The 24,441-nt window shown below is 58.6% G+C and carries 16 protein-coding genes and 2 pseudogenes; 15 read left to right on the top strand and 3 right to left on the bottom strand.

The window, feature by feature from the left end; genetic code table 11:
- The first annotated feature begins 147 nt into the window (after positions 1–147).
- The 10 genes from tssF to GJG85_RS30195 all read left to right on the top strand — a co-directional run bounded on the left by tssF (position 148) and on the right by GJG85_RS30195 (position 15,112).
- A complete protein-coding gene (gene tssF / locus GJG85_RS30240; RefSeq protein ID WP_050016150.1) occupies positions 148–2,028 on the top strand; it encodes a type VI secretion system baseplate subunit TssF in 1,881 nt (626 codons plus the stop codon).
- A 147-nt stretch (positions 2,029–2,175) separates the two neighbouring features.
- Positions 2,176–5,178, top strand: a complete 3,003-nt coding sequence (tssI, locus tag GJG85_RS30235; protein WP_204384683.1) for a type VI secretion system tip protein TssI/VgrG — start codon at positions 2,176–2,178, stop codon at positions 5,176–5,178.
- Positions 5,178–6,047, top strand: a complete 870-nt coding sequence (locus GJG85_RS30230) for an ankyrin repeat domain-containing protein (RefSeq protein ID WP_050016146.1) — start codon at positions 5,178–5,180, stop codon at positions 6,045–6,047. The genes tssI and GJG85_RS30230 overlap by 1 nt, the downstream gene beginning before the upstream one ends.
- A gap of 43 nt (positions 6,048–6,090) precedes the next feature.
- Complete coding sequence (locus GJG85_RS30225) at positions 6,091–6,534, top strand: hypothetical protein (protein ID WP_050016144.1); 444 nt, start codon at positions 6,091–6,093, stop codon at positions 6,532–6,534.
- Positions 6,535–6,599: 65 nt separating this feature from the next.
- Positions 6,600–7,058 carry a DUF1795 domain-containing protein gene (locus tag GJG85_RS30220; protein WP_050016142.1) on the top strand — a complete coding sequence of 153 codons (459 nt, stop codon included), beginning with the start codon at positions 6,600–6,602 and terminating at the stop codon, positions 7,056–7,058.
- 21 nt (positions 7,059–7,079) lie between these two features.
- Positions 7,080–11,327, top strand: coding sequence for an RHS repeat-associated core domain-containing protein (locus GJG85_RS30215; protein ID WP_050016140.1), 4,248 nt, complete (start codon positions 7,080–7,082; stop codon positions 11,325–11,327).
- A gap of 9 nt (positions 11,328–11,336) precedes the next feature.
- The gene (locus GJG85_RS30210; protein WP_204384676.1) at positions 11,337–11,861 is read left to right on the top strand and encodes an SMI1/KNR4 family protein; all 525 of its coding nucleotides are present in this window, start codon (positions 11,337–11,339) and stop codon (positions 11,859–11,861) included.
- Positions 11,862–11,930: 69 nt separating this feature from the next.
- Positions 11,931–12,356 carry an NTF2 fold immunity protein gene (locus GJG85_RS30205; protein ID WP_080334341.1) on the top strand — a complete coding sequence of 142 codons (426 nt, stop codon included), beginning with the start codon at positions 11,931–11,933 and terminating at the stop codon, positions 12,354–12,356.
- A gap of 234 nt (positions 12,357–12,590) precedes the next feature.
- Entirely contained in the window at positions 12,591–13,151 is a 561-nt protein-coding gene (locus GJG85_RS30200) for a double-CXXCG motif protein (RefSeq protein WP_235356264.1), read from the top strand.
- A 1,496-nt stretch (positions 13,152–14,647) separates the two neighbouring features.
- Positions 14,648–15,112 (top strand): hypothetical protein, encoded by a 465-nt coding sequence (locus GJG85_RS30195; protein ID WP_050016137.1) that lies wholly within the window; start codon positions 14,648–14,650, stop codon positions 15,110–15,112.
- A gap of 64 nt (positions 15,113–15,176) precedes the next feature.
- On the opposite strand, the gene GJG85_RS30190 is transcribed toward GJG85_RS30195, so the two are convergent.
- From GJG85_RS30190 to GJG85_RS30185, 3 genes are read right to left on the bottom strand one after another with little or no spacing between them, the layout of a single operon-like run.
- Positions 15,177–15,380 carry a hypothetical protein gene (locus GJG85_RS30190; protein ID WP_050016135.1) on the bottom strand — a complete coding sequence of 68 codons (204 nt, stop codon included), beginning with the start codon at positions 15,378–15,380 and terminating at the stop codon, positions 15,177–15,179.
- A 12-nt stretch (positions 15,381–15,392) separates the two neighbouring features.
- Positions 15,393–15,602: a hypothetical protein gene (locus GJG85_RS35125; protein ID WP_080334336.1), complete on the bottom strand. Its 210-nt coding sequence runs from the start codon at positions 15,600–15,602 to the stop codon at positions 15,393–15,395.
- 21 nt (positions 15,603–15,623) lie between these two features.
- Positions 15,624–15,920, bottom strand: coding sequence for an H-NS histone family protein (locus tag GJG85_RS30185; RefSeq protein WP_060733711.1), 297 nt, complete (start codon positions 15,918–15,920; stop codon positions 15,624–15,626).
- A gap of 981 nt (positions 15,921–16,901) precedes the next feature.
- On the opposite strand from GJG85_RS30185, the gene GJG85_RS30180 reads away from it, so the two are divergent.
- The 5 genes and pseudogenes from GJG85_RS30180 to GJG85_RS35120 all read left to right on the top strand — a co-directional run.
- On the top strand, positions 16,902–17,882 hold the full coding sequence (locus tag GJG85_RS30180; RefSeq protein ID WP_124631880.1) for a hypothetical protein: 981 nt from the start codon (positions 16,902–16,904) through the stop codon (positions 17,880–17,882).
- A gap of 457 nt (positions 17,883–18,339) precedes the next feature.
- Entirely contained in the window at positions 18,340–22,956 is a 4,617-nt protein-coding gene (locus GJG85_RS30175; RefSeq protein ID WP_160300524.1) for an RHS repeat-associated core domain-containing protein, read from the top strand.
- 17 nt (positions 22,957–22,973) lie between these two features.
- Positions 22,974–23,375 (top strand): hypothetical protein, encoded by a 402-nt coding sequence (locus GJG85_RS30170; protein ID WP_050016129.1) that lies wholly within the window; start codon positions 22,974–22,976, stop codon positions 23,373–23,375.
- Between the two features lie 75 nt (positions 23,376–23,450).
- Positions 23,451–23,558: pseudogene (locus GJG85_RS30165) on the top strand (H-NS family nucleoid-associated regulatory protein); the annotation flags it as partial.
- Positions 23,559–23,678: 120 nt separating this feature from the next.
- A pseudogene (locus tag GJG85_RS35120) lies at positions 23,679–24,099 on the top strand (ISNCY family transposase); the annotation flags it as partial.
- Positions 24,100–24,441: the final 342 nt, after the last annotated feature.

Genomic DNA, 24,441 nt, shown 5'->3' with positions numbered 1-24,441 from the left:
AGGGCTTGCGTATTTCGAGCATTCTCATTTATTCGCCCCCGACTCGATAAATTCGAGATAAGCGTGCGCGGTGCCCGGTTAGAATCGGCGCGTCTACCTATGAGCACGGTACCGATTGACAGATCGGCGTGACCATCTGAAACGCGTATGGCCATCGAACCCGAGGATCTTCTACCGCATTTTGAGCGTGAGCTGGGTCTGCTGCGCCGTTCGACGCGCGCATTCGCCGAGCTTTACCCCAAAGTCGCGGCTCGTCTTGCGATGTCCGGTGAGCACTCGGATGACCCATATGTCGAACGGCTGCTGCAATCGTTCGCGTTGATGTGCGCTCGGCACGACATCCGACTCGAAGATGAGGTGCCGGAGTTTACGCACGCGTTGATTGACACGATCCACGGAGCGTTCCTGCGGCCGTTTCCATCTTGTGCGATGGCCCAATTTCGCGTGGATCGAGACAGCAAGCAGACTGAGCCGCGGCTTGTTCCACGCGGCACGCAGCTGGTGGCGCCGAATAGCCGTCAGGTGTTCCGCACCGCCGCCGACGTCACGTTGGTGCCGGTGGCTGTCTCCGGCGTACGTTACGCGACGTCGACCGTCGCGCCGATGCAAACCCCACTGCCGCCCGACACGACGGGGATTTTGTCTTTCACCCTTGAGCTCACATCGCCGTCAACCCAGTTCTCGGATGCTCCAGACATGCTGCGGCTGCATTTGGCGGGGGAGAGGGAGGTGGTGGCCGCGCTCGCCGACGGCGTGCTGTTGCACGCCACGCGTGCCTTTGTTGAACTGGACGGCAACGGGCGCTGGCGTCGGGTGGACATGCCGCTGGCGGCCGCAGGTTTCGACGATGCCGACGCGCTGCTTCCGCCGCCTCCCGACAACACGATTGCTCCGTTTCATCTGTTGATGGAGTACGGCGCGTTTCCCGCTCGATTTGACAACCTCGATCTGAATTTGGCGCGGTTGGAACGGTTGGCGGTTGGCGCGCGCCGGATCACGTTGCATTTGGCCCTTGCCGGCATCCATCCGGACTCACGTCGCGCTCAACGGTTGGTCGGAGCGTCGGCCGACAATCTCCGGCTATTTTGCACACCAGTAGTCAACTTGTTCTCGAGCAATGCGGAGCCGATCGAAACGAAGGCCGGGCAAGCGTACTATCCGCTGAAACCGTTTTCGCTCAAGACCGCAGCTACGAGCGAGGTGTGGTCAGTTGACCAGGTTCGCATAACGACCGCCCGGGGCACCGCGATTTTGCCGCCCTTCGAATCTTTGCAGCACGCGTTTGGCGCAGCGCCAGGCCTGTATTGGGTTGTTTTGCGCGACGAAGCCAGGCGCGCGCCGAAGCCGCCTTCCGAGCCCGGGAAGACGGGACAGGAAACGCCGCGCGGACAGGCAACTGGAGCGCGCGCAGACGGGTTGCGTGGCTTGGAACTCGCACTTGTGAATGCTCGCGGCGAGCCCGTTGATCCGGCCGCGCAGCGCCAACTCGACATCGTGCTGTCTTGCACAAATGGCAACCTGGTGGACATACGCGAACGCCAGTTGGCCGTGCGCGATGGAGACGCCGGTGACGAAATCGAGTTATTGGCGCAGCCCAGCGCAAGTCCCGCGCCGATGCTTCGTCGCGGCGAGCTGTGGGAATTGATGTCGTGGCTGGTTCCGCAGGCAGTGCGGCTGAACGCCGAAGGCCTCAATGAATTCAAGCGGCTGTGCACCCGCTTCGGCAAGTTTGCCCCCGACGCCGGGCGGCGTTTCGACGCGCTCGTATCCCTGTCGACTGAACGGGTGCGGCGCTGGATGCCGGGCAAGCCGGCTTCAGCGTTCGTCCAAGGATTGGAGATCCGGCTCGTGATTGACGAGCCGCGTTTCGTCCAATTCAGTCTCGCCGGATTGGGGCGCGTGATGGATCGATTATTTTCCCCGTACGTTCCTGTCACCAGCTTCGTGCAAATCGTCTTGGTCTCGGCGGAGACCTGTGCGGTATTGCGACGCGGTGAACCCTGCGCCGGCACCCAACCACTTATTTGATTGGCGGGTGGAGAGGGTATCAGCAGGGAAATTGCAAAGGAATTTCAGGTATCTTTCGCTGGCAAACGTTTTGTCCTACAGTAGCGGGGCCTCAAGTTGGTGAGCCAATTGGGGACAGAACCTGAGACGAAAATAAAGGGAATTCAAATGAGTTTCGCCCCGAATGGCGGTATTCCGGCTGGTTCCGGCGGGAATCTGTTCGGCTCTCTGAGCGCGCTCGGCGGCCTTGCCGGGCCGGTTGCGTCCACGGTAGCAGGCCAGATTGGCCCGCTCGCCGGCGTCGCAAGTCATATCGACACCGTGCAACGCGCCGTCCAGCTCGCGCAGACCGGTTTCTCGCTGATGAACAAGACGCCGGCCGCGATTGCGGACGCGCTCAACAATGCGGCCGGCGGCGTTGCTCGACTGACTCAGCTAAATCGATACGTGACCATCGATTCGCCGCTCGGTCCGGACGTGCTGCTGGTCAGCACCGCGGTTATCGACGAACACGTCAATCGGTTGCCGGAGATCCACCTGGATTTGCTGTCACACCAGCATGATCTGGTGCCCGACCAACTGATCGGGCAACCGATCAAGATCCGATTCGACCAGAGCGCACGGCAGTCCACGCTTGAGCGCATCGTGTCGTCAGGCGCCACCGACAGCATCCGTTACTTCGACGGCTACGTCACGTCGTTCGATCGGGCGGGCAATCCGGGCAAGGTGACGCAATATCAAATGACGGTGGCGCCGTGGTTCTGGTTTCTGACGCGCTCGACCGACTGCCGGATTTTCCAGAACAAGACCGCGCAGGATATCCTCACCGAGATTTTCCAGGATCACGGGTTCACCGATTTCGAATTCGACATCCGGACTGCGCAGAAGCCGCTCGAATATATCGTGATGTATCAGGAGTCGTATTACAACTTCTGCGCGCGGCTGATGGAGCAGGAAGGCCTGATCTGGACGCACCGCTACGAAAAGGAAAAGCACTTCCTTGTCGTTGGCGATACGAATTTCGTTTTCCGTCCGATCGACGGGCTGGCCAATTTGCCGTATGCCGCCACTGCGGCGAGTGAAGACAACGGCATCGACCAGTTGCATGAAGGTCGGCGCTTCGGCGTCGGCAAGATCGCCTTTCGCGACTTCAATCACCAGAACCCATCGTCGCCGCTGATGCTGGTGCAGGCCGAGCCGGAGAATCTGCGGCATGCGGGGCTCGAGACAACGGAGCGTTTCGAACACCAGTCGTTGTTCGATCACGGCGATGATGGCGACCGTTACGCTCGCATTGCGATGCAAGCAGAAGAAGCAAGCGCGCATCGGTATACGGGCAGCGGCTATGCGTGGCGGATGACCACTGCAGGCAGCGTGACGGTGATGAACCATCCAGTCATGGCCAACAATCAGGAATACGCCATCCTGCATGTTCGTCACGAGGCCGTGAACGATTACACGGAACACAACGCAAAGCTGCCGTACCGCAATACATTTTCTCTGCTCCCGAAGAAGTTTCCGTATCGTTCACCCAGAAATACGCCGAAGCCCGTCATTCATGGCACGCAGTCGGCAATCGTGGTCGGCCCAAAGGGCGAAGAAATTCACACGAACGGCAGTGCCGTGAAGGTGCACTTCCTGTGGGATCGCCGCGGCAAGTTGGACGGCTCGGATTCGATGTGGATCCGCGTGTCCCAACCGTGGGCGGGTGACGGGTGGGGGGCGGCCGCCATCCCGCGGATCAATCAGGAGGTCTTGGTCGCGTTTAATCAAGGGGATCCCGACAATCCGGTCATTGTGGGCCGCGTCTACAACGGCCAGCAGGGCAACCCTTATCACGGTGCTGCCGGACAGACGATGGGGATCAAGAGCCAGACCCACAAGGGCGCGGGCTCAAACGAATTGCGATTCTCCGACGTGAACGGCGCACAAGAAGTCTTTCTGCACGCGCAGAAGGATATGAACACGGTCATCAAGGATTCGGAAACGCACACGGTCGAAGCCGGCGGTCGCACGGTGTCGCTGCTCAAGGGCAGCGAGACGAAGCAGATCGCGCAGGGCGGATTGAAGGAAACCATCGCGTTGACGCGCGACACCACGGCGAACGTGATCAATACGAAGGCCATCGCGAGCAAGGCCGGGCCCGGCATGCAAAGCCATCAGGCGAGCGACGGCATCGAGCATCGTGTCGGCGATGGCGTCGTGACAATGACGCCGGACAGCATCAAGCTGACCTTCGGTCCGTCAACGATCGTCATCAACGCGAACGGCATCTATCTCGACGGGCCTGTCATCCATCTGAATCGCGGCAGTGCGCAATCCGCGGAACAGGCGCTCGCGCTCGAGTGGGCGGCAGAGCAGGCGACGATCGCGAAGGGGCTGGCGAGCCCCGACCCGGCGACGCGCGCGGCGGCGGCCAAGCTGGCGAGCTCGCTGAAGGCGCAGCAACTGGCGAAACTCGCGGATCACGTGTATCACCCGAACGATCCGCCGCCGACCGGGTGGAAGATGGCGACCAACGATCCGGAAGCATTGAAGGCGTTCGGCCTCAAGCCGAGCGATTTCGAGAAAAGCGGTAGCAACTTCGGGTCGCAGATGTATATCCCGGATCCGAATGTCTTCGGCGACAGCATGAAGCCGACGATCGCGTTCAAGGGTACCCAGCAGCTCTTCGGCGAAGACATGAGCAACAACATGGCGCAAGGGCTCGGCGCCGATGCGCCGTACTACCGCAATGCGGTCACGATCGGCAAGAACATCGAGACCACGGGCGCGTCGGCCGGCGGCGTCGATTTCACCGGGCATTCGCTCGGCGGTGGCCTGGCGTCCGCTGCAGCCGAGGCCAGCGGCGGTTCGGCTGTGACCTTCAATGCTGCAGGCCTCAATCCGGAGACGGTCGCGCAATACGGCGGAACAGCCCAGCCGGCCAACATCACGGCCTATCGCGTCGACGGCGATATCCTGACCGGCCTGCAGGAAGGCCGACTCGGGCCGATCAGCGACGGTACGGCGGCACTGATGCCCAAGGCGGTTGGCAGCCCCGTCACGCTCGACGGCGAAAGCGTGACCACGGTCGGCCGTCACCTGATGGGTGACGTGACGAACGGGATCAACCAGCAGGTCGCGAAGGATCAGCTCGACCTGGTCTCCCAACTGAATTCATCTCACTGATGCGATACAAGAAAGCGATAACCGCCGGCGCGATTGCCGCACTCGTTGGAGTGTCCTCGCCGCTGTGGTGGCCCACTCAAGCCCAAGGGACGAACATGACTGGCTTCAAGCGTTACGCACCGGAAGATTTCTTTTCGGGGCAGCAACTCACGTTGGCTCAGGCCATTCATGACGGCGATCTCACCCGCGTTCAGCAGCTCGCGCACAAGACCGATCTGAATGCGCCGGGCGCGAAGAATACGACGCTGCTGTCGTATGCAGTTCAGGAAATCGTTCCGGTCAAGAACGACGCGTCTAATCCGCGCTTCCAGATCATTTCGGTGCTCGTGAAGAACGGCGCGGACCCCAAGGCGCCGGTCGGTGCCAGCGGCGGATCGGTAGTCGACGTCGCATTGCGGGCCGATACGCCCAACCTCCTGCGCGTGTTGTTGAACAGCGGGCTCGATCCCAACTGGCAATACAACGGCGACACGCCGATGATTTTTGCAGTTGCAGAGAACCGGCTGCTGCCCCAGCTGAAGCTGCTGGTTGAGCACAAGGCGAACGTGAATGCTCGTGATTCGCTCGGAAAGACGGCACTCTTCGAGGCGACGATGATTCAGCAGTGGGATGTCGTCGATTACCTGCTCGCGCACGGCGCGGATCCGAAGATTGCCAGCCAGCTCGGCGTGTCGTACGGATGGGTGCTGCAGAACGAGTTGAAGAACCATACGTCTGCGGACTCGCCGGCGCGTACGCGTATCGAAGAGATTCGTCGCAAGATCGTTACGGCCGGCGCGCCCTGGCCGCCACTCGATCCGAAGGCGCAACGCTCAGCGATGCGCGCACGCGGCGAGAAGGTCGTGACACCTGCCGGCCAGACGGATTGAACGCATGCGCGACCGTTGAAGTGTCGTGCAATGGATTCGGGAAATGACGAACGTTCTTGATTCGACGCCGCGTGTCAGGCGAGAGGTGGTCCTCGGCGTATCCGGGGCGCTGTACGTGCTCTCGCTGACGATGCCGGCGATGCATTTCGAGAAAGAAGCGTCGCTTAGCGGGCTGTCGGTTCTCGCTCAGGGCTGGTGGGGACTGTTCATGCTCAATCCGGCATGGCTCGCCAATCCGCTCTACGTCGTTGCGGCTGTCCAGCTCGCCCGGAACCGATATACCCGCGCGAGTCAGCTTTCGGCCGCTGGGCTCGCGTGTGCGCTCTGTTCATTGTTCACGACAAAGTGGTACTTCAACGAAGCAGACGCGACGCCGATATCCGGCTACGGCGTCGCGTTTTACGTGTGGCTCGTCGCGCATATCGTATTGCTCGCGGGCAGTTTGCGCTTGCACCGGGAAAGCATCGTCGCGTTGCAGGGAAAATGAGCGTCGGCGCGTGTGCGCGTTGATTTCAACCCATTCCAACAACTACACATCACGAGAGAACTAGCATGACGGATTCCGAAAACCGTATTCGGATTCACGAAGGCAGCATCGTTCTGCCGGACGGTTTCGAGGATCGCACGACCAACCTCTTCGTGCCGGCCGATACGGCTGCGCAACCGAACCTCAGTGTCGCACGCGACTGGCTCAAGGACGGAGAGACCCTTGCGCCGTATATCGATCGGCAGATCGCGCTGCTCAAATCGAGGTTGCAGGGACACCGGGTGCTTTCGCGCCAGGCTGAACGGCTTGGACCTGAAACCGATGGAATGCCGGGGGAGCGCATCGACGCTGCCTATCGGAACGGCCCCAAGACCGTTTTTCAACGGCAAGGCGCATTCATTGTTGCCCCAGGACGCGTGCTGATCTTTACCGCTTCGAGCGCGAAGAGCTTCGGCGAAACGCTCGACGCATTGTGGCGCGACTGGCTCGACGGCTATCGTCCGGCAGAACAAGAGTCGGCATAACAACAGCAAAGGACCATCATCGTGTACGAAGCCGCACGAGTCACTGACCCGATCGATCACACCAGCGCGCTCGCGGGCTTTCTGGTCGGCGCCGTGCTGGGCATTGCCCTGATCGCCGCAGTCGCCTTCGCCACATTCACATGCGGATTCGGCGTGGCCTTGCTGGCCGGCATGATGGCCGGTATCGGAGCGCAGGCTCTCCTATCAATAGGGGAGTCGATCGGGAAGATGTTCAGCTCGCAATCCGGCAACATCATTACCGGCTCGCCGGACGTCTACGTCAACTCCCTTTCGGCGGCCTATGCGACGCTGAGCGGCGTGGCTTGCAGCAAGCACAATCCCATTCCGCTTGTCGCGCAAGGATCGACGAACATCTTCATCAACGGGCGGCCAGCGGCGCGGAAGGACGACAAGATCAAGTGCGGCGCGACAATCTCCGGCGGTTCGCACGATACGTTCTTTCACGGCGGCACGCAGACTTACCTGCCGGTCGACGACGAAGTGCCGCCGTGGCTGCGAACGGCGACGGAATGGGCGTTCGTGCTGGCGGGGCTGGTCGGCGGCTTAGGTGGGTTGTTGAAGCAGGCTGGCGGGCTGTCGCGCGCGGTCCTTCCTTGCGCTGCGAAGTTCATCGGCGGGTACGTGCTCGGTGAGGCGTTCGGACGGTACGTCGCCGGGCCCGCGATCAACAAGGCGCTCGGCGGGATGTTCGGCAACCCAGTCGACGTCACGACCGGAAGAAAGATCCTGTTGGCCGAATCGGAAACAGACTTCGTGATCCCGAGCCCGATGCCGGTTGCGATCAAGCGGTTCTATTCGAGCAGCATTGACTATGCGGGGACGCTCGGGCGCGGCTGGGTCGCCCCGTGGGAGCTTCGTTTGCACGCTCGCGACGGACGCCTTTGGTACACCGACGCGCAAGGGCGCGAGAGCGGATTTCCGTTGCTGCGTGCCGGGCAAGCCGCATTCAGCGAGGCCGAGCAACGGTATCTGACCTGTACGCCCGACGGCCGCTACATCCTGCATGACATTGGCGAGACGTATTACGACTTCGGCCGATATGAGCCGGACTCCGGCCGCATTGCTTGGGTGCGCCGCATCGAGGATCAGGCGGGACAGTGGTGCCAGTTCGAGCGCGATAGCCGCGGCCGCGTCACCGAGATTCTGACGTGCGGCGGATTGAATGCCGTGCTCGATTACGAGCAGGAACACGGACGGCTTAGCGCGGTCACGCTCGTTCATGGCAATGAGCGCCGCCTGGCCGTCGCTTACGGATACGATGAGAACGGCCAGCTGGCGTCGGTGACGGACGCAAATGGGGCGGTCGTGCGCCAGTTCACATATACCAACGGCCTGATGGCGAGTCATGTGAACGCACTGGGTTTCACGTCGAGTTACATGTGGTCGACGATCGAAGGGCAGCCCCGGGTTGTGGCGGCGCGTACCAGCGAGGGCGAGGACGCGACGCTCGAATACGACATCGAAGGCCGCCAGACCCGCGTTCGTTACGCCGATGGTCGAACCGCGCATTGGCGCTTCGACGCACAGTTTCAGATTGTCGAGTACACCGACCTCGATGGCGGCGTTTACAGAATCAAGTACAACGACGCCGGCATGCCGGTGATGCTGATGCTGCCGGGAGAGCGCACGGCCGAGTTCGAGCACGACGACGTGGGTCGGATCGTCTCTGAGACGGATCCGCTTGGCCGCACGACACGCACTCGCTATGACGGCAACAGCATGCGGCCCGTGGAGATTGTCGGGCCTGACGGTGGTGCCTGGCGTGCAGAATACGATCCGCAGGGTCGGCTGCTGGTGAGTCAGGATCCGCTTGGCCGCGAAAACCGTTACGAGTATCCGAAAGGGCTGACCTCGCTCCCGCTCGCGCACATTGATGCACTGGGGGGACGTAAGACTCTGGAGTGGAATAGGCTTGGCGAGCTCGTCGCGCGCACTGACTGTTCCGGCAAAGTGACGCGAACCACTTTTGATCCGTTCGGTCTGCCGGTTATGCGTGAGAACGCGCTTGGTCAGCGCATCACGTACGATGTGCGTCCGACCGGCGAGCCGCGCCGCATCACATATCCCGACGGAAGTTCGGAGGCCTTCGAATACGATGCAGCCGGGCTTATGGTTCGGCACGTTGGCCTCGGCGGAAGGGTCCGACAGTCGCTGCGCAATGCGCGTGGCCAGGTCGTCGAGATAAGCGATCCAGCAGGGCGCCGGACCCGTTATCGGTACGATGCCGACGGGCGGCTTCGAGAGCTACTGCAGGACCGCGCATGCTATGCGTTCACGTACAGTGCCGGCGGTCGGCTCTTGACCGAGACGCGACCGGACGGCGTGGAACGGCGGTTCGGGTATGGGGACGCTGGCGAATTGCTCACACTTGATATCGTAGGGGCCCCGGTCAATGGCGCTAATGCGAATCGCCCGATTCGCACTATTCGCTTTGAGCGCGACCGGATGGGCAATCTGAAGGTTCAGCATACGCCGACCGAGGTAACCCGCTTTGAGCGCGACAAGGGCGACCGGACTGTGAAAGTTGAGCGTACGCCAACTCCAGCCGGTATTGCGCTTGGCATCACTCCGGACGTCGTGAGTTTCGAATACGACAAAGCGGGTCGCCTTATGGCCGAGCACGGCGTGAACGGCACAGTGGAATATGTGCTCGATGCGCTCGACAACGTGACAAAGCTAGCGCTGCCGCACGACCAGAGCTTGCAGATCCTGCGGTATGGTTCAGGCCACGTTCACCAGATCCGTTGTGGCGATCAGGTGGTGAGTGACTTCGAGCGTGACGATTTGCATCGTGAAGTGATGCGCACACAGGGGCGGTTGACTCAGCGTTCCGCATACGATCCGCTTGGTCGGAAAGTCTGGCAGTCGGCAGGATTCCAACCCGAAGCGCTGGGTCGTGGGCGCGGGCACTTGTGGCGGAATTACGGCTACGACGCCGCTGGCGAGCTCATCGAGATGAGCGACGGCCTCCGTGGCAGTACGCAGTACAACTACGATCCTGCCGGGCAGCTGACCCGGCGGGTGAACACGATGGATCGGCAAGTTGAAGAATTCGCGTGGGACGGTGCCGGCAACCTGCTTGACGATGCGCAGCGCAGTAGCCGGGGGTACGTCGAAGGCAATCGCCTGCTCATGTGGCAAGATCTCCGTTTCGAGTACGATCCGTTTGGCAATCTCACGACGAAGCTGCGCGGAGCGAACCAGACGCAGCGGTTCACCTACGACGGGCAGAACCGACTGATCGCAGTCCGAACGCACGACGCGCGTGGCACGGTCGAATCTCGGTTCGAATACGACCCGATCGGGAGGCGGATTGCGAAGACGGATACCAGTTACGACCTGCGTGGCGTAAAACTGCGCAGCGAGACGAAGCGGTTCGTATGGGAGGGGCTACGGCTCGCCCAAGAGGTGCGCGAGACTGGCGTGAGCAGTTACATATACAGTCCAGATGCGTCGTACTCTCCAGCGGCACGCGTTGATGCGGTTATCGCGAACGCACTGGCGGCGGCAGCGATCGACACGGCGAAGCTGGCGTCGCGGATATACCACTTCCATACGGATCTGGTGGGCGCCCCATTGGAAGTTACAGACGAAGCTGGAGAGCTAGCGTGGGCGGGGCAATATACGGCGTGGGGCAAGGTCAAGCCGAACAGTGGAGAACTGACTTCGGCACGCACGGATCAGCCGCTCCGCTATGCCGGACAATATGCCGATGAAAGCACGGGCCTTCACTATAATACTTTCAGGTTCTACGACCCTGATGTAGGCCGGTTCATTAACCACGATCCGATCGGGCTGCTGGGTGGCGACAATTTGTATGCGTATGCCCCCAATCCTACAGGATGGATCGATCCGTGGGGCTGGTTTGGGGAGAAGCCGTTGAACTCTCCGGATGTGACGAAATGGCTTGAAAAAGGTGGTACCGTTCACGTTGAGGTGGAGTCGGGGACGTGGGTATATACCAACGCAAAAGGTACGGTTGTCCGTTATCCAAATGGTTATCCTGATTTCAAGCCGTATGAGGTCAGATCTGTAGACGTTGAGGGGCTGAAAGGAAATCACAGTAGGGCGCCAGCAGGGGACTTTGGATTGGCGGATGCAAAGGCAGGAAGCCCCGCCGACTACACGAAAAATACTTGGCACCACCACGAGAACATGGTAACGATGCAGGAAATTCCGAAGGATATTCACAGTGAATTCACCCATAGGGGTGGCGTCTCTAATTTGAAGAATCAATCGTCGTGTTAAGGAGGTAAGGTGCCAGTTCTGTATGGAGCAAAACCTGCACAGCCGCTCCTCGGTAAATTGGAGGCGGAACTCGGATTCGTTCTTCCGACGGATTACAAGGATTTTTTGAAGAAGTGGAATGGCATATTCATTGGCGGCGCCGACTATCTCGATTTTGATTTTCTTGGTGTCGATAATGGAATGATTTCCTTTGCTTCGCTTTTTGGAGTCGGAGCGAGTAACGAGAATTTTGATTTAATAGAGCAAAACGAGCGTGTCAGAGGTGAGGTCGATTTTCTAAACGATTTCTTTGTGATTGGAGATGACCCGGGGGGTAATTACTACGCGCTGGCGCGACTCGATAGCGTTGAAAAGGTCCTGTATTGGGATAGAACGCATCTGCATGCGAATGACACAGCGAAGCCGGATATTGCAGAGGTGTCAGAATGTGGCAACCTCTACAATATAGCCGATGGATTCTCGGCATTTCTGGATATGATCGTCGCCGGAACAAAACAGATGCAGTTTGTCGCGGTCGACGACTGGCCTGGCTAAAATATGGATGTCATCGTCGCTGAGGTCTCGCACTAGGGCGGTATTTTCAATGATTAAGGGTTGAAGGCGATGAATGACGATTTTGAGCAAGCGCGAACGGCATTGCGATCATTCATGTTGGAAATGAATCAATGGGAAAAGGATTTTTACGAGAAAAAGCATAGTGCTCTGAAAAGTGGTGGCGATGTTTCTGGTATTGATGACCGTGCACGGAAAGATCTTTCTGCTATTTTAGAGAAATGGGCGTTCCAAGAAAAAACAAACCAAGGTCGTTTAATTGACTTGGGTTGTTCGGAGCCACCGACATACGATCCTGAAACCGACGTTGAAGATAGCATCGAATCCGTGAACGGAGAGGTAGTTTTCGCCATTCGCCAGACATTGGGAATGTTGACGATATCCCGATTCACGATGAAGGAAAAGGCGGGTAAATGGATGGTGAAGAAAAAAGAGTTTCTTAATTTTAACGACAAATGGCAGCGTTCAGTTCTCTAACAACGTCGTTCGCCCCGTTTTTCTGATTGGGCGTTGTCAAGCCGGACGGAATGGCGCACCCTTTGGTTCCGTGCAGAAAGGTAAATAGTATCGGTCTGGATGTCGTGGGTGCTGAGAGTAACACGCCGACATTTTTTCTTGAGCCGTGTGAGGCCGGGATGCACGAGGAGTTGCACCGCGCCATAATAGCTGATGGATTCTCGGTATTTATGGAATTTGGATGTGGGGCGGTGCGTGAGTAACGTTTACGGTTTGAGGCAGGATGAAGCATTTCAGCCTCTCGTTCAAGTCGATGATGACGGTGAAATCGCATATGACAAGAGCGTAGCTATACGAGCAACCGCTCTATGTGGGCGAGGGTTTGGCCAAGACTATGACCCCGTTAAGCTTACGTGGGGTACTTCGCGCAGAAAAAAGACCAGCGACGTTCATACGATGCTATCTCCGTTTCTCCTGTTTAGTGAGAGGGCGCTTGATGTATTGGCGCCGGTACTTCGTGGCAGCGGGGAGATATTGCAGGTCGAGGCCCCGATAAAAGACATGCTCGGATTTCATGTAACCCGGGTGATCGAGAATGCCGTCGATATGGACGCATCAAAATTCAAAGTCTACCCTCAGGCGACGGTTTTTAATAAAATATTCCTTCTGAAGAGTCGCATTGAAGGGGTTGATATATTTCGCCTAAAAGAAAGTCCTGCTTCAGTATTTGTATCCGAGCGTTTTAGGGAGCTTGTAGAGCAAAATGAATTAAAAGGGTTCGATTTCGGAGGGGTCATTTCGCAATCTGAGAAGTAGGATTTCGCAACTCCCGGTGACTGGTCAGAGAATGGCCCGGGTGTCCTCGATTTCACGAGAGTAACGTGTGAGAATCATACATCGGGGTGGTGGACTTCTAGGCCTCTATGCGCGGGTACGCCAACGAAAGGAATTTAGCGGAGCAGCAACGTTGTCACTCGATCAGTTGAAGCGAATGCGAGAGGCACTTCGTCCATACGGACTGAAGTTGCTGGAATCAGAATGGAAAGGTTGGCACGCGCAATATCGATTTCGATGTCGCAAGGGACACGAATCCAGCCGATGCGGCTCCTATCTGTTCTACACGATGGTCCAGTGCCCGGCATGTCGCGTTGACGGGGTACTTCGTCAGATCCACCAACTCGCGCGGCAGGCCGGCGGGCGCTGTCTTTCGGAGCAGTATGCGGGCCGCGGCACACCACTCCAGTTTGTATGTAAGGCAGGGCACGTTTTCGAGAAGACCGCCGAGAATCTGCGAAAGGGCTCTTGGTGCGCGCTCTGCGCGAGGGCGCAACATTCGAAACGCATGGCCGATCCGGACGGGATGACACGCATGCGAGGGGCTGCAAACGCGAGAGGCGGCAAGTGTTTGTCGACCGGCTACACGAAACTGACAGCGCGCTATCGTTTCCGGTGTGCTGCAGGCCATGAATGGGAGACTTCAGGTAGTGGGATCGTGCGGGGCGCCTGGTGCCGCATTTGCGCGGACCGAGAGAAGGTACACGCATATCGTCACAAGGACGGCCTGGCAAGGTTACGTGAACGCGCGAGGAGCCATGGTGGAGTCTGTCTCTCGAAGGTCTACGAGGGCAGCAAGGCCTACTATAGGTTCCGATGTGGTGCAGACCACGAGTGGGAGACGCAAGGCGCGAGAATCTTTCGTGGCGCTTGGTGCCCGGAGTGTCAGCGGGAGGCAATGCGCTTTGGGATCGAGCGCATGCGCCTGTGGGCGAGGGAACTCGGCGGGCGGTGCTTGTCCGAAACATACCGAAACGCGGCGACGCGCCTGAAATGGGAGTGCGAACACGGGCATCGCTGGGAGGCCGCTCCTGGGGCTGTTGTTCGGGGGCATTGGTGCCCAGTGTGCAGCCGCGACGGGTCCAGGCTCGGGCTCGAGCTGATGAAAAGCATTGCGCTTGAGCGTGGTGGGAAGTGTGTCTCAGCGATCTATGTGAATAGCGCGACCAGACTTGAATGGGAATGTGCCCGAGGACATCGATGGCTCGCCACACCGAATACGATTCGACGTGGCCACTGGTGTGCTCGGTGTTATTTCATCAGTATCACGACAACCGAAAGGACTCGCCGCAAGCGGCGACATGAAGCGGTCGGGAGGTGAGCTATTCAACCAGATGTGCGGCGCGCCGGCGCGTTTCAGCTCAGTGAGGACGTCTTTGGCGGGCAATGACGCGATAGGATATGGGCCGTTGCTCAATCGCTCATGACGTCCTGTTTTGTTATGCTCTGGTGTGATCGTATGGAATCAGAGACGAACGATGCTCATTCGAGAACAAGGGCGCCTCATCAAGTTGCTTCGGGCCGTGCCGCCGAAGCGGCCTTCCATCAGGGCGCGGGCGCGCGAATGCGTCATCGGTACGTTTCGTGTCGATGAACCTGTCCCGACTGGGCTGCTTGACACTCTGTCCCGCGACGAGCGCAAGCTGCTCGAGCGATGGCTTGAAGCATATCGGGAAAGCAAGGCGCGCGATCAAGTGCGCCCCGTGCTGGCCGGCGCACCCGAACAGCTCGAGAGGCTCGTTGGTGCGCTCGAAGTGGCGGCCGACACTTTGTCGAGCGCCGAAGCAGATCAGATTTGGGCGCAGCTTCATGCGATTGCGCGCACGTTGAAGAGAGCGGGGCATCCGCGGCCGCGAGCAGCACGTCGGTCGCCGGCGGCACTGCCAGGGCAGCAGGACTTCTTTGGTGAATTCGACGAGCTCGAGCGGCTGGCCGAACAATGAACATGCGCCGCTTGATCTTCTCTGTGCGAGGCGGACGGGCATAGGCTGGAGGGCCGGTCGTCGTCTACAACAACGACATCTGGCTCGAAGTGCTTTCGTCGATCGTCTGACCGGTTTCCTTGGCGGGCCGGTTCCGCCGAGTTGCGGATTGCGCATGCCCGTTTGGCACTTCAATTTCGGTGATCTGCTGATACTTACGCGCCCAGTCGGCCCCGAGTACATCGGCGGAGAACACGACACCCGGCGCAATCTGAACAAACTGGCTCATCGGCAGGTCTTCCTAAGCGGACTGAACGTCGAAGTGCGCAGCGGCGTAGCGCGCGCTGCAGTTCCACACTTCGACGCCGTCACGGGTGAACGTAGCCCATCCATCTTTCACGATCATCTCTGCGTGCGGAAATACGTCGCCGTGACCGTTTGCCGAGGCCGCAAATACCGTCCGCTCCCGACATGTCGCCCAGTATGTCCCATCTGGTAAAGATGACGACATTGTGCCCAACTGCCGATCGGCTTACTGTTCGATCAAAAAGCGATCGCGGTTCTTCGCGTTCGCAATCCACTGGGGAGCCTTGCCACGGCCGCTCCAGGTTGCACCTGTCTTCGGATCGCGATACTTCGGCGCAATCGGCGCGCGAGGGCTCGGTGCAACGGCGCGACGTCGACCGAAAAGTTGTTCCGGCGTGATCCCGTATTCTGCAATCTGTTCGCGCATGGAGGAAATGATGGCGTCCAGCTCGGCAAGTCGAGCTTCTTCTGCTTGTTGTGCCAGCGCTTCTGCCTGCGCTTTGAGCTCGAGATATGTAGGCATGAGAGTGTAGGATCCTTTTTCGAAATGTTTCGGTAGGTTAATCGTTCCGAAGTCAGCGGTAGTCACGAAACTTCGGCTCACGAATTATATCCGCGATGGAGAGATAGCCGATCGCAATTGACCTCACGAGCGCACGCTCAATATTCTCGCGCGCTGGCTCGGACTGCCCCGACGTGTGAAGGTCGCCCAGACCTTGTCGCTGCCAATGCCCCGACAGAAAGCAGGAGAACGCGTATTGCAGTATCACGCGGCATTCCAGGCCCTGCGCATGGGTCGCGGCTCGGTGCATGGGGCTGGCTGTTCTACTCCAGCTGATTGTGCTTTGGGGCTTCATCAACGAAACCCCCACACGAATTGTGTGTCGAGGTCCCGCTGGCAACCGAACGCGGCATCAATGCAGCGCTCGAGTTGGGCAAGACGACGGATAACACGAGATGTCGAGCTGGTCGTGCAGTCCGCTCGGCGCCGACCGCGTCCCGCATTTCAGTTCCTGTGGTGTGTGAGATCGTGCCAGCGTTGCGAGGTACCGCTGACCCCGGACCAGAATTAATCCCGGTCGGACATGGAGATTTCCGGCCCCCAGCACGGCCGATCTATCGCGCAAGGTACAGGTAGCAACCAAACTCAGATTTGGCAAACCATTCTCCCGAGTTCGCTACAATTTTTCCGTAATCGCGTCGGAAGCAAACCAAATGTCCGCCCCGGCAATATCTGGAAAATTCTGGCCTTCCTGTCCGCCCAGGCACAACATGGGAATTTCTCCAATTTTGGACTAGACTATTTCTTGGACTAGGGTCCCACTTAGAATCATAATCAACACAAATCCTGCTCCGCTTGTTACTGGCCAGCAACGGAGAGGCAGGCGCCCGCAGTTTAGACATAAACACAACTGAGACGGATGTGAAATTTCGCCGCGCCCACACACGGCGGATCGCATTAATCTCTCTCACCACTAACGTTGTGCGGCACGGGGAATCGAATATGACATCACGTCTTTTCGCGACTATCGGCTCTCTTATTTTTCTCATCGCGGGTGCCGGCCCATCCGTGGGACAAGCACAATGTACGCTGCCAAACCAGTTGGTCAACGGCCAGACTGCTGACGCGTCTAAGGTGATGGATAATTTCAATACGGTGGCGGGTTGCGCGAATGCCGCCGTGGCGTCTTCAGGTGCTCCCGTGAGCGGGAATTTGGCGGTATTTTCTGGCCCCAAGTCCATCACCAGCGGCGACCTGTCCGGCGATTGCTCCACATCGGGGACGACGACCCTAACCTGCAACAAGGCATCCTCGGCGCAGTTCGGTGTCACCAAAGTCGACGGACACACCATTGTATCGAGCGGTGGTGTTATATCGGCCACTGGCGGGAACGCTGTTGAGGCTGCACGGACGCTTCCGAAGATCGCTCAATTCACCTGGAATAACCAAGGTTCAGCAGTCGCGACAGACGGCAAGGCATCTCTCATCCTCAATCCAGTCAATGCGACATCCAATGTTGAATCGCTCGAGCAGCCTGCACCAGACGCGCCATGGGACGTCTATATGCGCATCGAGGTGCCCGTTTTTCAGGCATCGAATAACCAAGCAGGCTTTTGGCTGCGTAATTCGTCGAACGGGCGGATGATATTTTTTGGTTACTACAATTCCGGCACAGCTTGGCCGGCCCAACTCATCGCGCAACGGTGGACGAATAACACCACTTGGTCCCAAACGCTGAGCGGCTTTCCAGCGTCGGCCGCAGCGTGGACACCCTGGCTCCGCGTGTCGAACGATGGAACAACACTCACGTTTTATGTCAGCTCGGACGGATACGATTGGGTTCCCGTGCCCGGAGGTTCTGAGCCACTTGGCACGTTCCTGACCGCACTTGGCGGGGGACTGGACATGGTGGGGCTTGGCGTCTGGGCACAAGGGCAATCCATCATGCTCGTTCAGTCGTTCAGCTTTACAGCACCGAACTGATAACCATCCAACCGTCGGAAATTGACCGTGATGATGCTCCGGTCAATCCTATTGGAGGCGGCGCATGTTCTCCAGAAATTGGCAACTCGCAATCTATTTCACGGTGATTGTCTTTGGTCTGTTCGGGAGCGTGCCCGTAGAAGCCGCGAGCGCCACCACGCAGTACACCTACGATCCGCTCGGACGAGTGACGACCGCGCTATACGACAATGGGATCTGCGTCGTCTATAGCTATGATGCCAACGGGAATCGGACCTCTCAAACCAATACTGCGGGCAATGGGGTGCCCCCAATGACGTGGGGGACCGGAGTATGGGGTTGCGTACCCTGGACACCCTCCTAACCCTACTTGCTTCGCTACTCCGTTTGCCAAACGGAAGACATTGCCTTCAGATAACGGCTGCATAGCCGCCGTTTCCGGACAAGACATCCGAGGTTGGGTATGAGAATAACGAATATGCGATACGTCGTCGCGCTCCTCGCCACAGTCTTTGCACTCTTGCCGCTCGCGGGCCACGGGCAATCGCACCCGGAGCAAGTTTTGCCAGGGGGAATCCAATCTGGCGGCTCCGATGCCATTCGCGTCGCGGGCTTGGCCGAGCCGCTTGTACGCGCTGGCGCTACAACACCGACCGAAGATGGTGCGTTGTCGAACGCATTGTCGACGTATCGGGCCCGCAGCGAGCCAGATGACATCCGCAGTTTGACGACGTTTCTCGCGCACTATCCACACTCCGGCTGGGCACCGGCCATCTACGCGAATTTGGGCTTTGCCTATCTGCACGATGGCTTCTTATCGAAGGCGATCGACGCCTGGCAGCAGGCATGGGCGCTCGGCAAGCGGGCGAACGATCCGCAAGCCAAGGCGGTTGTCGATCGCGCGGGTGCTGAGCTTGCCGCGTTGTATGCGTCGCTGGGCCAAATGCAAAACCTGTCGAATCTCTTCGATGACATGGGCGACCGTGCGATCGCGGGATCCGCGACCGAGCGAATCCAACAGGCACATGAGCAACTGGCTCTGGTGAACAAGGATCCGCGGCACCTATTCAATTGCGGCCCGGTCGCGCTGAGGCTGATGATCCTCTCGCGTAACTCGCACAATCGGCAAGCAGACCGGCTGCAATACTACCGAGCGGGCTCAAACGGGACGAATCTGGCGGAGCTCGAGCAGCTCGCCGGCAACGCGAAGTTTGCGTCTCGTGTCGTGTACCGCCAACCAGGCCAAGCGGTTCCGGTGCCGTCGATTGTTCATTGGAAGGTCGGACATTATGGGGCGATCCTTGGTCGCGCCAATGGCCGGTATCACGTGCAGGATCCTGTGTTCCCTGGTGACGGTCTATGGGCAAAAGACAAGGCTCTTGATGCCGAAGCGAGCGGTTATTTCCTAATTCCATCTAGTACGCCGCTGCAGCCGGGATGGCGAGTTGTCGCCAAGGGTGAGGCCGAGTCCATTTGGGGAAAGGGGCCCACGAGCGCGACCCAACCGGGTGACGCCAACGATCCGACCGCCAACAACGGACCGAACAATTGCAATAGCCCGATGTGTGGCTATGACATCAAGGAAGGGACAGTCGGCGTTACGCTGTCGGACACCCCGGTCGGTTACGTGCCACCAATCGGCCCGTCGATGAAAGTGAAGGTGACGTACAACCAGCGCGAAGACAGCCAGCCCGCCAATTTCACATTCTTCAACGTTGGTCAGAAGTGGACATTGAATTGGCTAACCTACGTGACTGACGACCCGACAAATGCGGGCGGGAACGTGTCACGCTACCTTCCCGGCGGAGGAGCGTACTACTATACCGGGTACAGTGCTGGCACTGGACGCTTCACTCAGCAGAGTGATGACGGCTCGATACTGCTGCTGGCATCGCAATCGCCCATCACCTACCGTCGCATGCTCGCGAACGGCGGCGTCGAAGTTTACTCGCAGTCCAATGGTAGCGCCGCGTATCCGCGGAGAATCTTCCTGAGCCAAGTGATTGACCCGCAGGGGAATGTGGTCACGCTCAACTATGACAGTAGTCTGCGATTGACATCGATTACGGATGCGACGGGTAGGCAAACAACGTTCGCATATGGACGGCCCTCGTCGCCGTTGGCTGTCACCCAAATTACCGATCCGTTCGGGCGCAGTGCAATTCTGCGTTACGACAACTCTGGCCGGCTCACCTCGATTACAGACGTCATCGGATTAACTTCGAGTTTCGGCTACGACGCCAACTCACTGATTAACAAAATGACGACGCCTTACGGCACGACGAGTTTTTCGTATACGGCGCCGACCTCGAGTGGGCCACCGAGATTCGTCGATGTAACGGATCCGTTAGGCTATCACGAGAGGGAGGAGTGGGTGGAGCCGGCCTCGATACCGGACAGCGATCCGGCTGCCACCGTGCCGCAGGGTATGCCGATTACCTTGACCAACCAGTATCTTTCGTATCGAAGCAGCTTCCATTGGGACAAGAGTGCATACGTCACGGCGGGGTGTACTCCGACGGGCGGCTGCGACTACACGAAGGCACGGGATACGCATTTTGCCCACGTGTCGGGCGGGGCCGCAACAAAGTCGACCACGATCGAGAGTATCAAATATCCGCTCGAGAATCGCATCTGGTTCGCCTATCCAGGGCAGACCCAGAGTATCGCCGCGGGAATCTACAGTAGCCCCATAGCGACTGGCCGCGTCCTGGATGACGGCTCAACCCAGCTGACGCAAGCGTCATATGACACTTCCGGCTTCTTCAACCAGATCCAATCGAGTGATGCAGTAGGCCGGGTAACTGGGTTCAGCATTCCAAACCAGATCGATCTAGCTGCAGTGGTGCAGACGACAGCTGGTGCTCGGACAACCGTTGACCAGTACACCTACAACTATCTGCACCGCCCGATCGTACATACAGATGCGGCGGGGCAGACGACGATTAGCGCGTATAACGCGGCGGGACAGTTGACCGCGAAGACTAACCCGCTTGGTCAGACAACGCGTTATCAATACGATCCGAACGGAAATCTGACATCGATTGTGAATGCCAACGGGGTAACCTCGGCATCCTATACGTACGATACGTTCAATCGCGTTGCGACTTTTACCGACTCTGAAGGCTGGCAAGTATCGTATAGCTACGACAATGCCGATCGTGTTACGCGGGTCACCTACCCCGATGGGACGTACAAGAGGTTCACATATGACAAGCTGGACCTTGTTTCATATTCCGATCGAATTGGTCGCGTCTGGCGCTATACCTACGATGCGAATCGTCGACGGACCTCGATAGTCGATCCGGGCGGTCAACAGACTCTTCTGAACTATGATCCAAGCGGGCGGCTTGTCAGCCGAACGGATCCCAAGGGTAACGTCACAAGCTGGGACTATGACGTGCAAGGCCGATTAACGACGAAAACCTACGCGGATACAAGCAAGGTCACCTATACCTACGAGAATACGACGAGTCGCGTGAAGTCAATTACCGACGCGCTCGGACAGACCAAGCAATTCAATTATGCGAAGGACAATGCGGTTACGGCGATCACATACACCGGTGCGGTAAATCCGACGCCGAACGTTTCGTTTTCCTACGATGCGTATTGGCCTCGCATCGTGTCGATGAGTGATGGTACGGGCACGAACCAGTATAGCTACGTGCCAGTCGGAACATACGGCGCACTCCAACGTCAGCAGGAGAGCACGCCGTTTGCGAGCGGGACAATCTCCTATGCTTATGACGCGCTCGGTAGATTGAGCAACCGAACAGTTGCAGGTGCGGGGCCAGAAACTTTCCAGTACGACGCGCTTGGTCGACCGGTGACCCATGCAAGTGATCTGGGTTCTTTCACACTTGGTTACCTCGGACAGACCCGTCAGATCGCGTCACGCCAGCTTGCGGGTGCCTCGCTCGGAACGACATGGAGTTATCTTCCGAATTCGGGTGATCGGCGTCTTTCCGGTGTCAATACGACCGGATTGTCGTCTGGCCAGTACACAACGTTTCAATATACGTCAAACGACGAGGACATGACGACGGGCACCACTCAAACGAGTGACGCAACGATTTCCTATCCGTCAAGCGCGACGACGCAGACAGCGAACTACAATACGCTCAACCAACTCACGACGCTGTCAAATCCGCCCGCAGCAAGCCAGCCTTTGACGTACGACGCCAACGGAAATCTCCTATCGGATGGAGGGCGCACGTATAGTTGGGACGCCGAGAACAGACTGGTCGCGATCGCGTATCCTGGCCAGTCTGGCAAGGCGACCAGTTTCACCTATGACGGGCTGGGACGCAGAACATCAATTAGCAGTACGCCCGCGGGCGCTGGCGGAACGGTAACGACTTCCTACATCTGGTGTGGTCTGCGTCCTTGTCAAGCAAGAGGCATCAGCAACGCCGTGACACGCGGCTACTACGCGGAGGGCGAATTCCAACCGGGGAGTCCGGCGCAATACGCCTATTACGGGGTCGATCAAATCGGATCAGTTCGACGGGCCTTTACGAGCGGTAGCGCACCGGCTTACGACTATGACGCATACGGTGCCGCGTTGCAATCGAATCCCCCCTTGACCGACTATGGATATGCGGGGATGTTCGCGAACGCGGATAGCGGTCTGTACCTGACAATGTTCCGCGCCTACGATCCCGTGACGGGGCGATGGCTCTCACGCGATCCGAGTGGCGAGACAAGCGACTCAGAAGGAAACCTGTACGCTTATGTCAGTGGGGATCCGGTGCAGTTCAGCGACCCGACGGGGTTGCAGGCAATTCCAATTCCCATTCTGCCGCCAATGCCTGCGCCGGGTTGCAGTCCTGATACAGGAGGTGTTCCGAACTGGTTCATGGATCTGTTTAATGGGCCGACGTTTAATAGGCCAAAAAATCCTCCCGATGAGGGTCCCGAGAATGGTTGGATTGAGGGGCCGCGTCGAGGACGTGAATACGGACCGGATGGCTTGCCACTGCGCGATTATGACAAACCGCATCAAGGCAATGAGGTCGACCATGTGCATGAGTGGCCGGGGGGAGAGCGCGAGGAGCCAGGGCGCCCTTATTCTCCATGGCCCCGCAGGCCATGACAAACAGGAGTTCACCAATGATCGATTTCTCTGATTTCGTAGAAGCGCATGTCACTGGGATCGTCCTGACCGAGGACGATAATGGTGTCAGCATTTCTTTCCGCGGACAAGCCAAGCAGCGTTTCACCCTAGTTGCGAAAGGAGTGGAGCGTTTTGTCGCTGAAAAGTTCCGCGACAAGAGCATCGTTGACAGGGCTTTTCTATGGGACTTAATGAGTGATCCGAATGACTATCGGACCTCGCTAGCGCTTCTGCTGTCAGGGGTACCCCGTGACCAAATGAATGAGGCCATCTGGCTACCGGCAGTTGAGCGCGAGATCGCTGCGATCAAGCGCGGCGAGAAAGTCTTCCTTGAAATCGAGCCTGTATATGGAGGTTGGATTGTTCTTCTGGCGAAGAGCGTAACCGTAAGTAGATAGACGCCTTCTGGTGTGACACCATGGCACGGGATGCCTTCATTCGCGGCGCCTCTGCACTTGCGTACTCCCTCCGTACCGAAATATCAGGATCCGAAGAGCGGCGCCACCTGGAGCGGTCTAGGCAAGCCGCCTTCGTGGATTGCCAAGGCCAGAAATCGAGACCGCTTCTTGATTCCGCAATGAATTCGAGCCGGCGGGTCACCTTCGGTAGCTCACCGAAATCCGGCGGCTCACAGCAGGGGCTGAACCATTCCTTTCCACACGCGCCCACTGTCTGCTGATTTCGTTAGGAATTCATTTTACATAATTGTATCTGGCGAATTTTTTGTTGTAGCAGCTAGATTGAAATGTCCGCTTTGGTGTGCGGCAGCACGGCTGGAGTTGACGACGCGGCAGGCTCGCCGGCTGGTCGCCCGGCTGCGTGAGCATGGCCCGGCGGATTTGGTGTCTGGACACCGAGCGAAGCCTGGCAATCGTCGCCTCGACCCGGGAGCCGCCGACCGGGCGCTGTCGTTCATCCCCGATCGCTACGCCGATTTTGGGCCGACGCCGGCCTGCGAGAAGCTCTTGGAATGCCACGGCATTCGGCTGGCCAAGGAAACCAGTCAGGAAGCTGATGACGGACGCTGGCTTGTGGATTCCGCGCCGGCAACGACCGCCGAAGGTGTATCAGCCGCGAGCGCGCCGGGCGTGCCTGGGCGAACTGATCCAGATCGATGGCAGCGACCAGGATCGGGGATGGCGACATAGCGATGCAGTTCGCCCTGGATTGCCGCGCCGTTATTGCCTTCGCTGACTGTGCGCGGGTTCCCAATCGCGCTCAGGGAGCTTTTTTGTACGCCAGCAGTCCCCGCATCGCCTCTCCATCTGACCAACGACCAATCTCTGGATGGCGCGTTGCGAGGTTCTCGAGCCCTGACAGAACGACAACAAGCAGGACCCCCGCTTGTGAGGCCGTCTGTCCCTGGAGAGGAAAGACGCAAACTACCGCCGCTGCCAGAAACGTTGCACCCACGCCTGCAGCGTACACCGCGACACGCCGTGGCCGGGATATCGGCAACCATTT

The organism is Burkholderia sp. MS389 (assembly GCF_016899425.1).
In the GTDB taxonomy this organism is placed as follows: domain Bacteria; phylum Pseudomonadota; class Gammaproteobacteria; order Burkholderiales; family Burkholderiaceae; genus Burkholderia; species Burkholderia sola.
The sequence above is the reverse complement of the archived record's forward strand: the minus strand, read 5'-3'. Positions and strand labels throughout refer to the sequence as shown.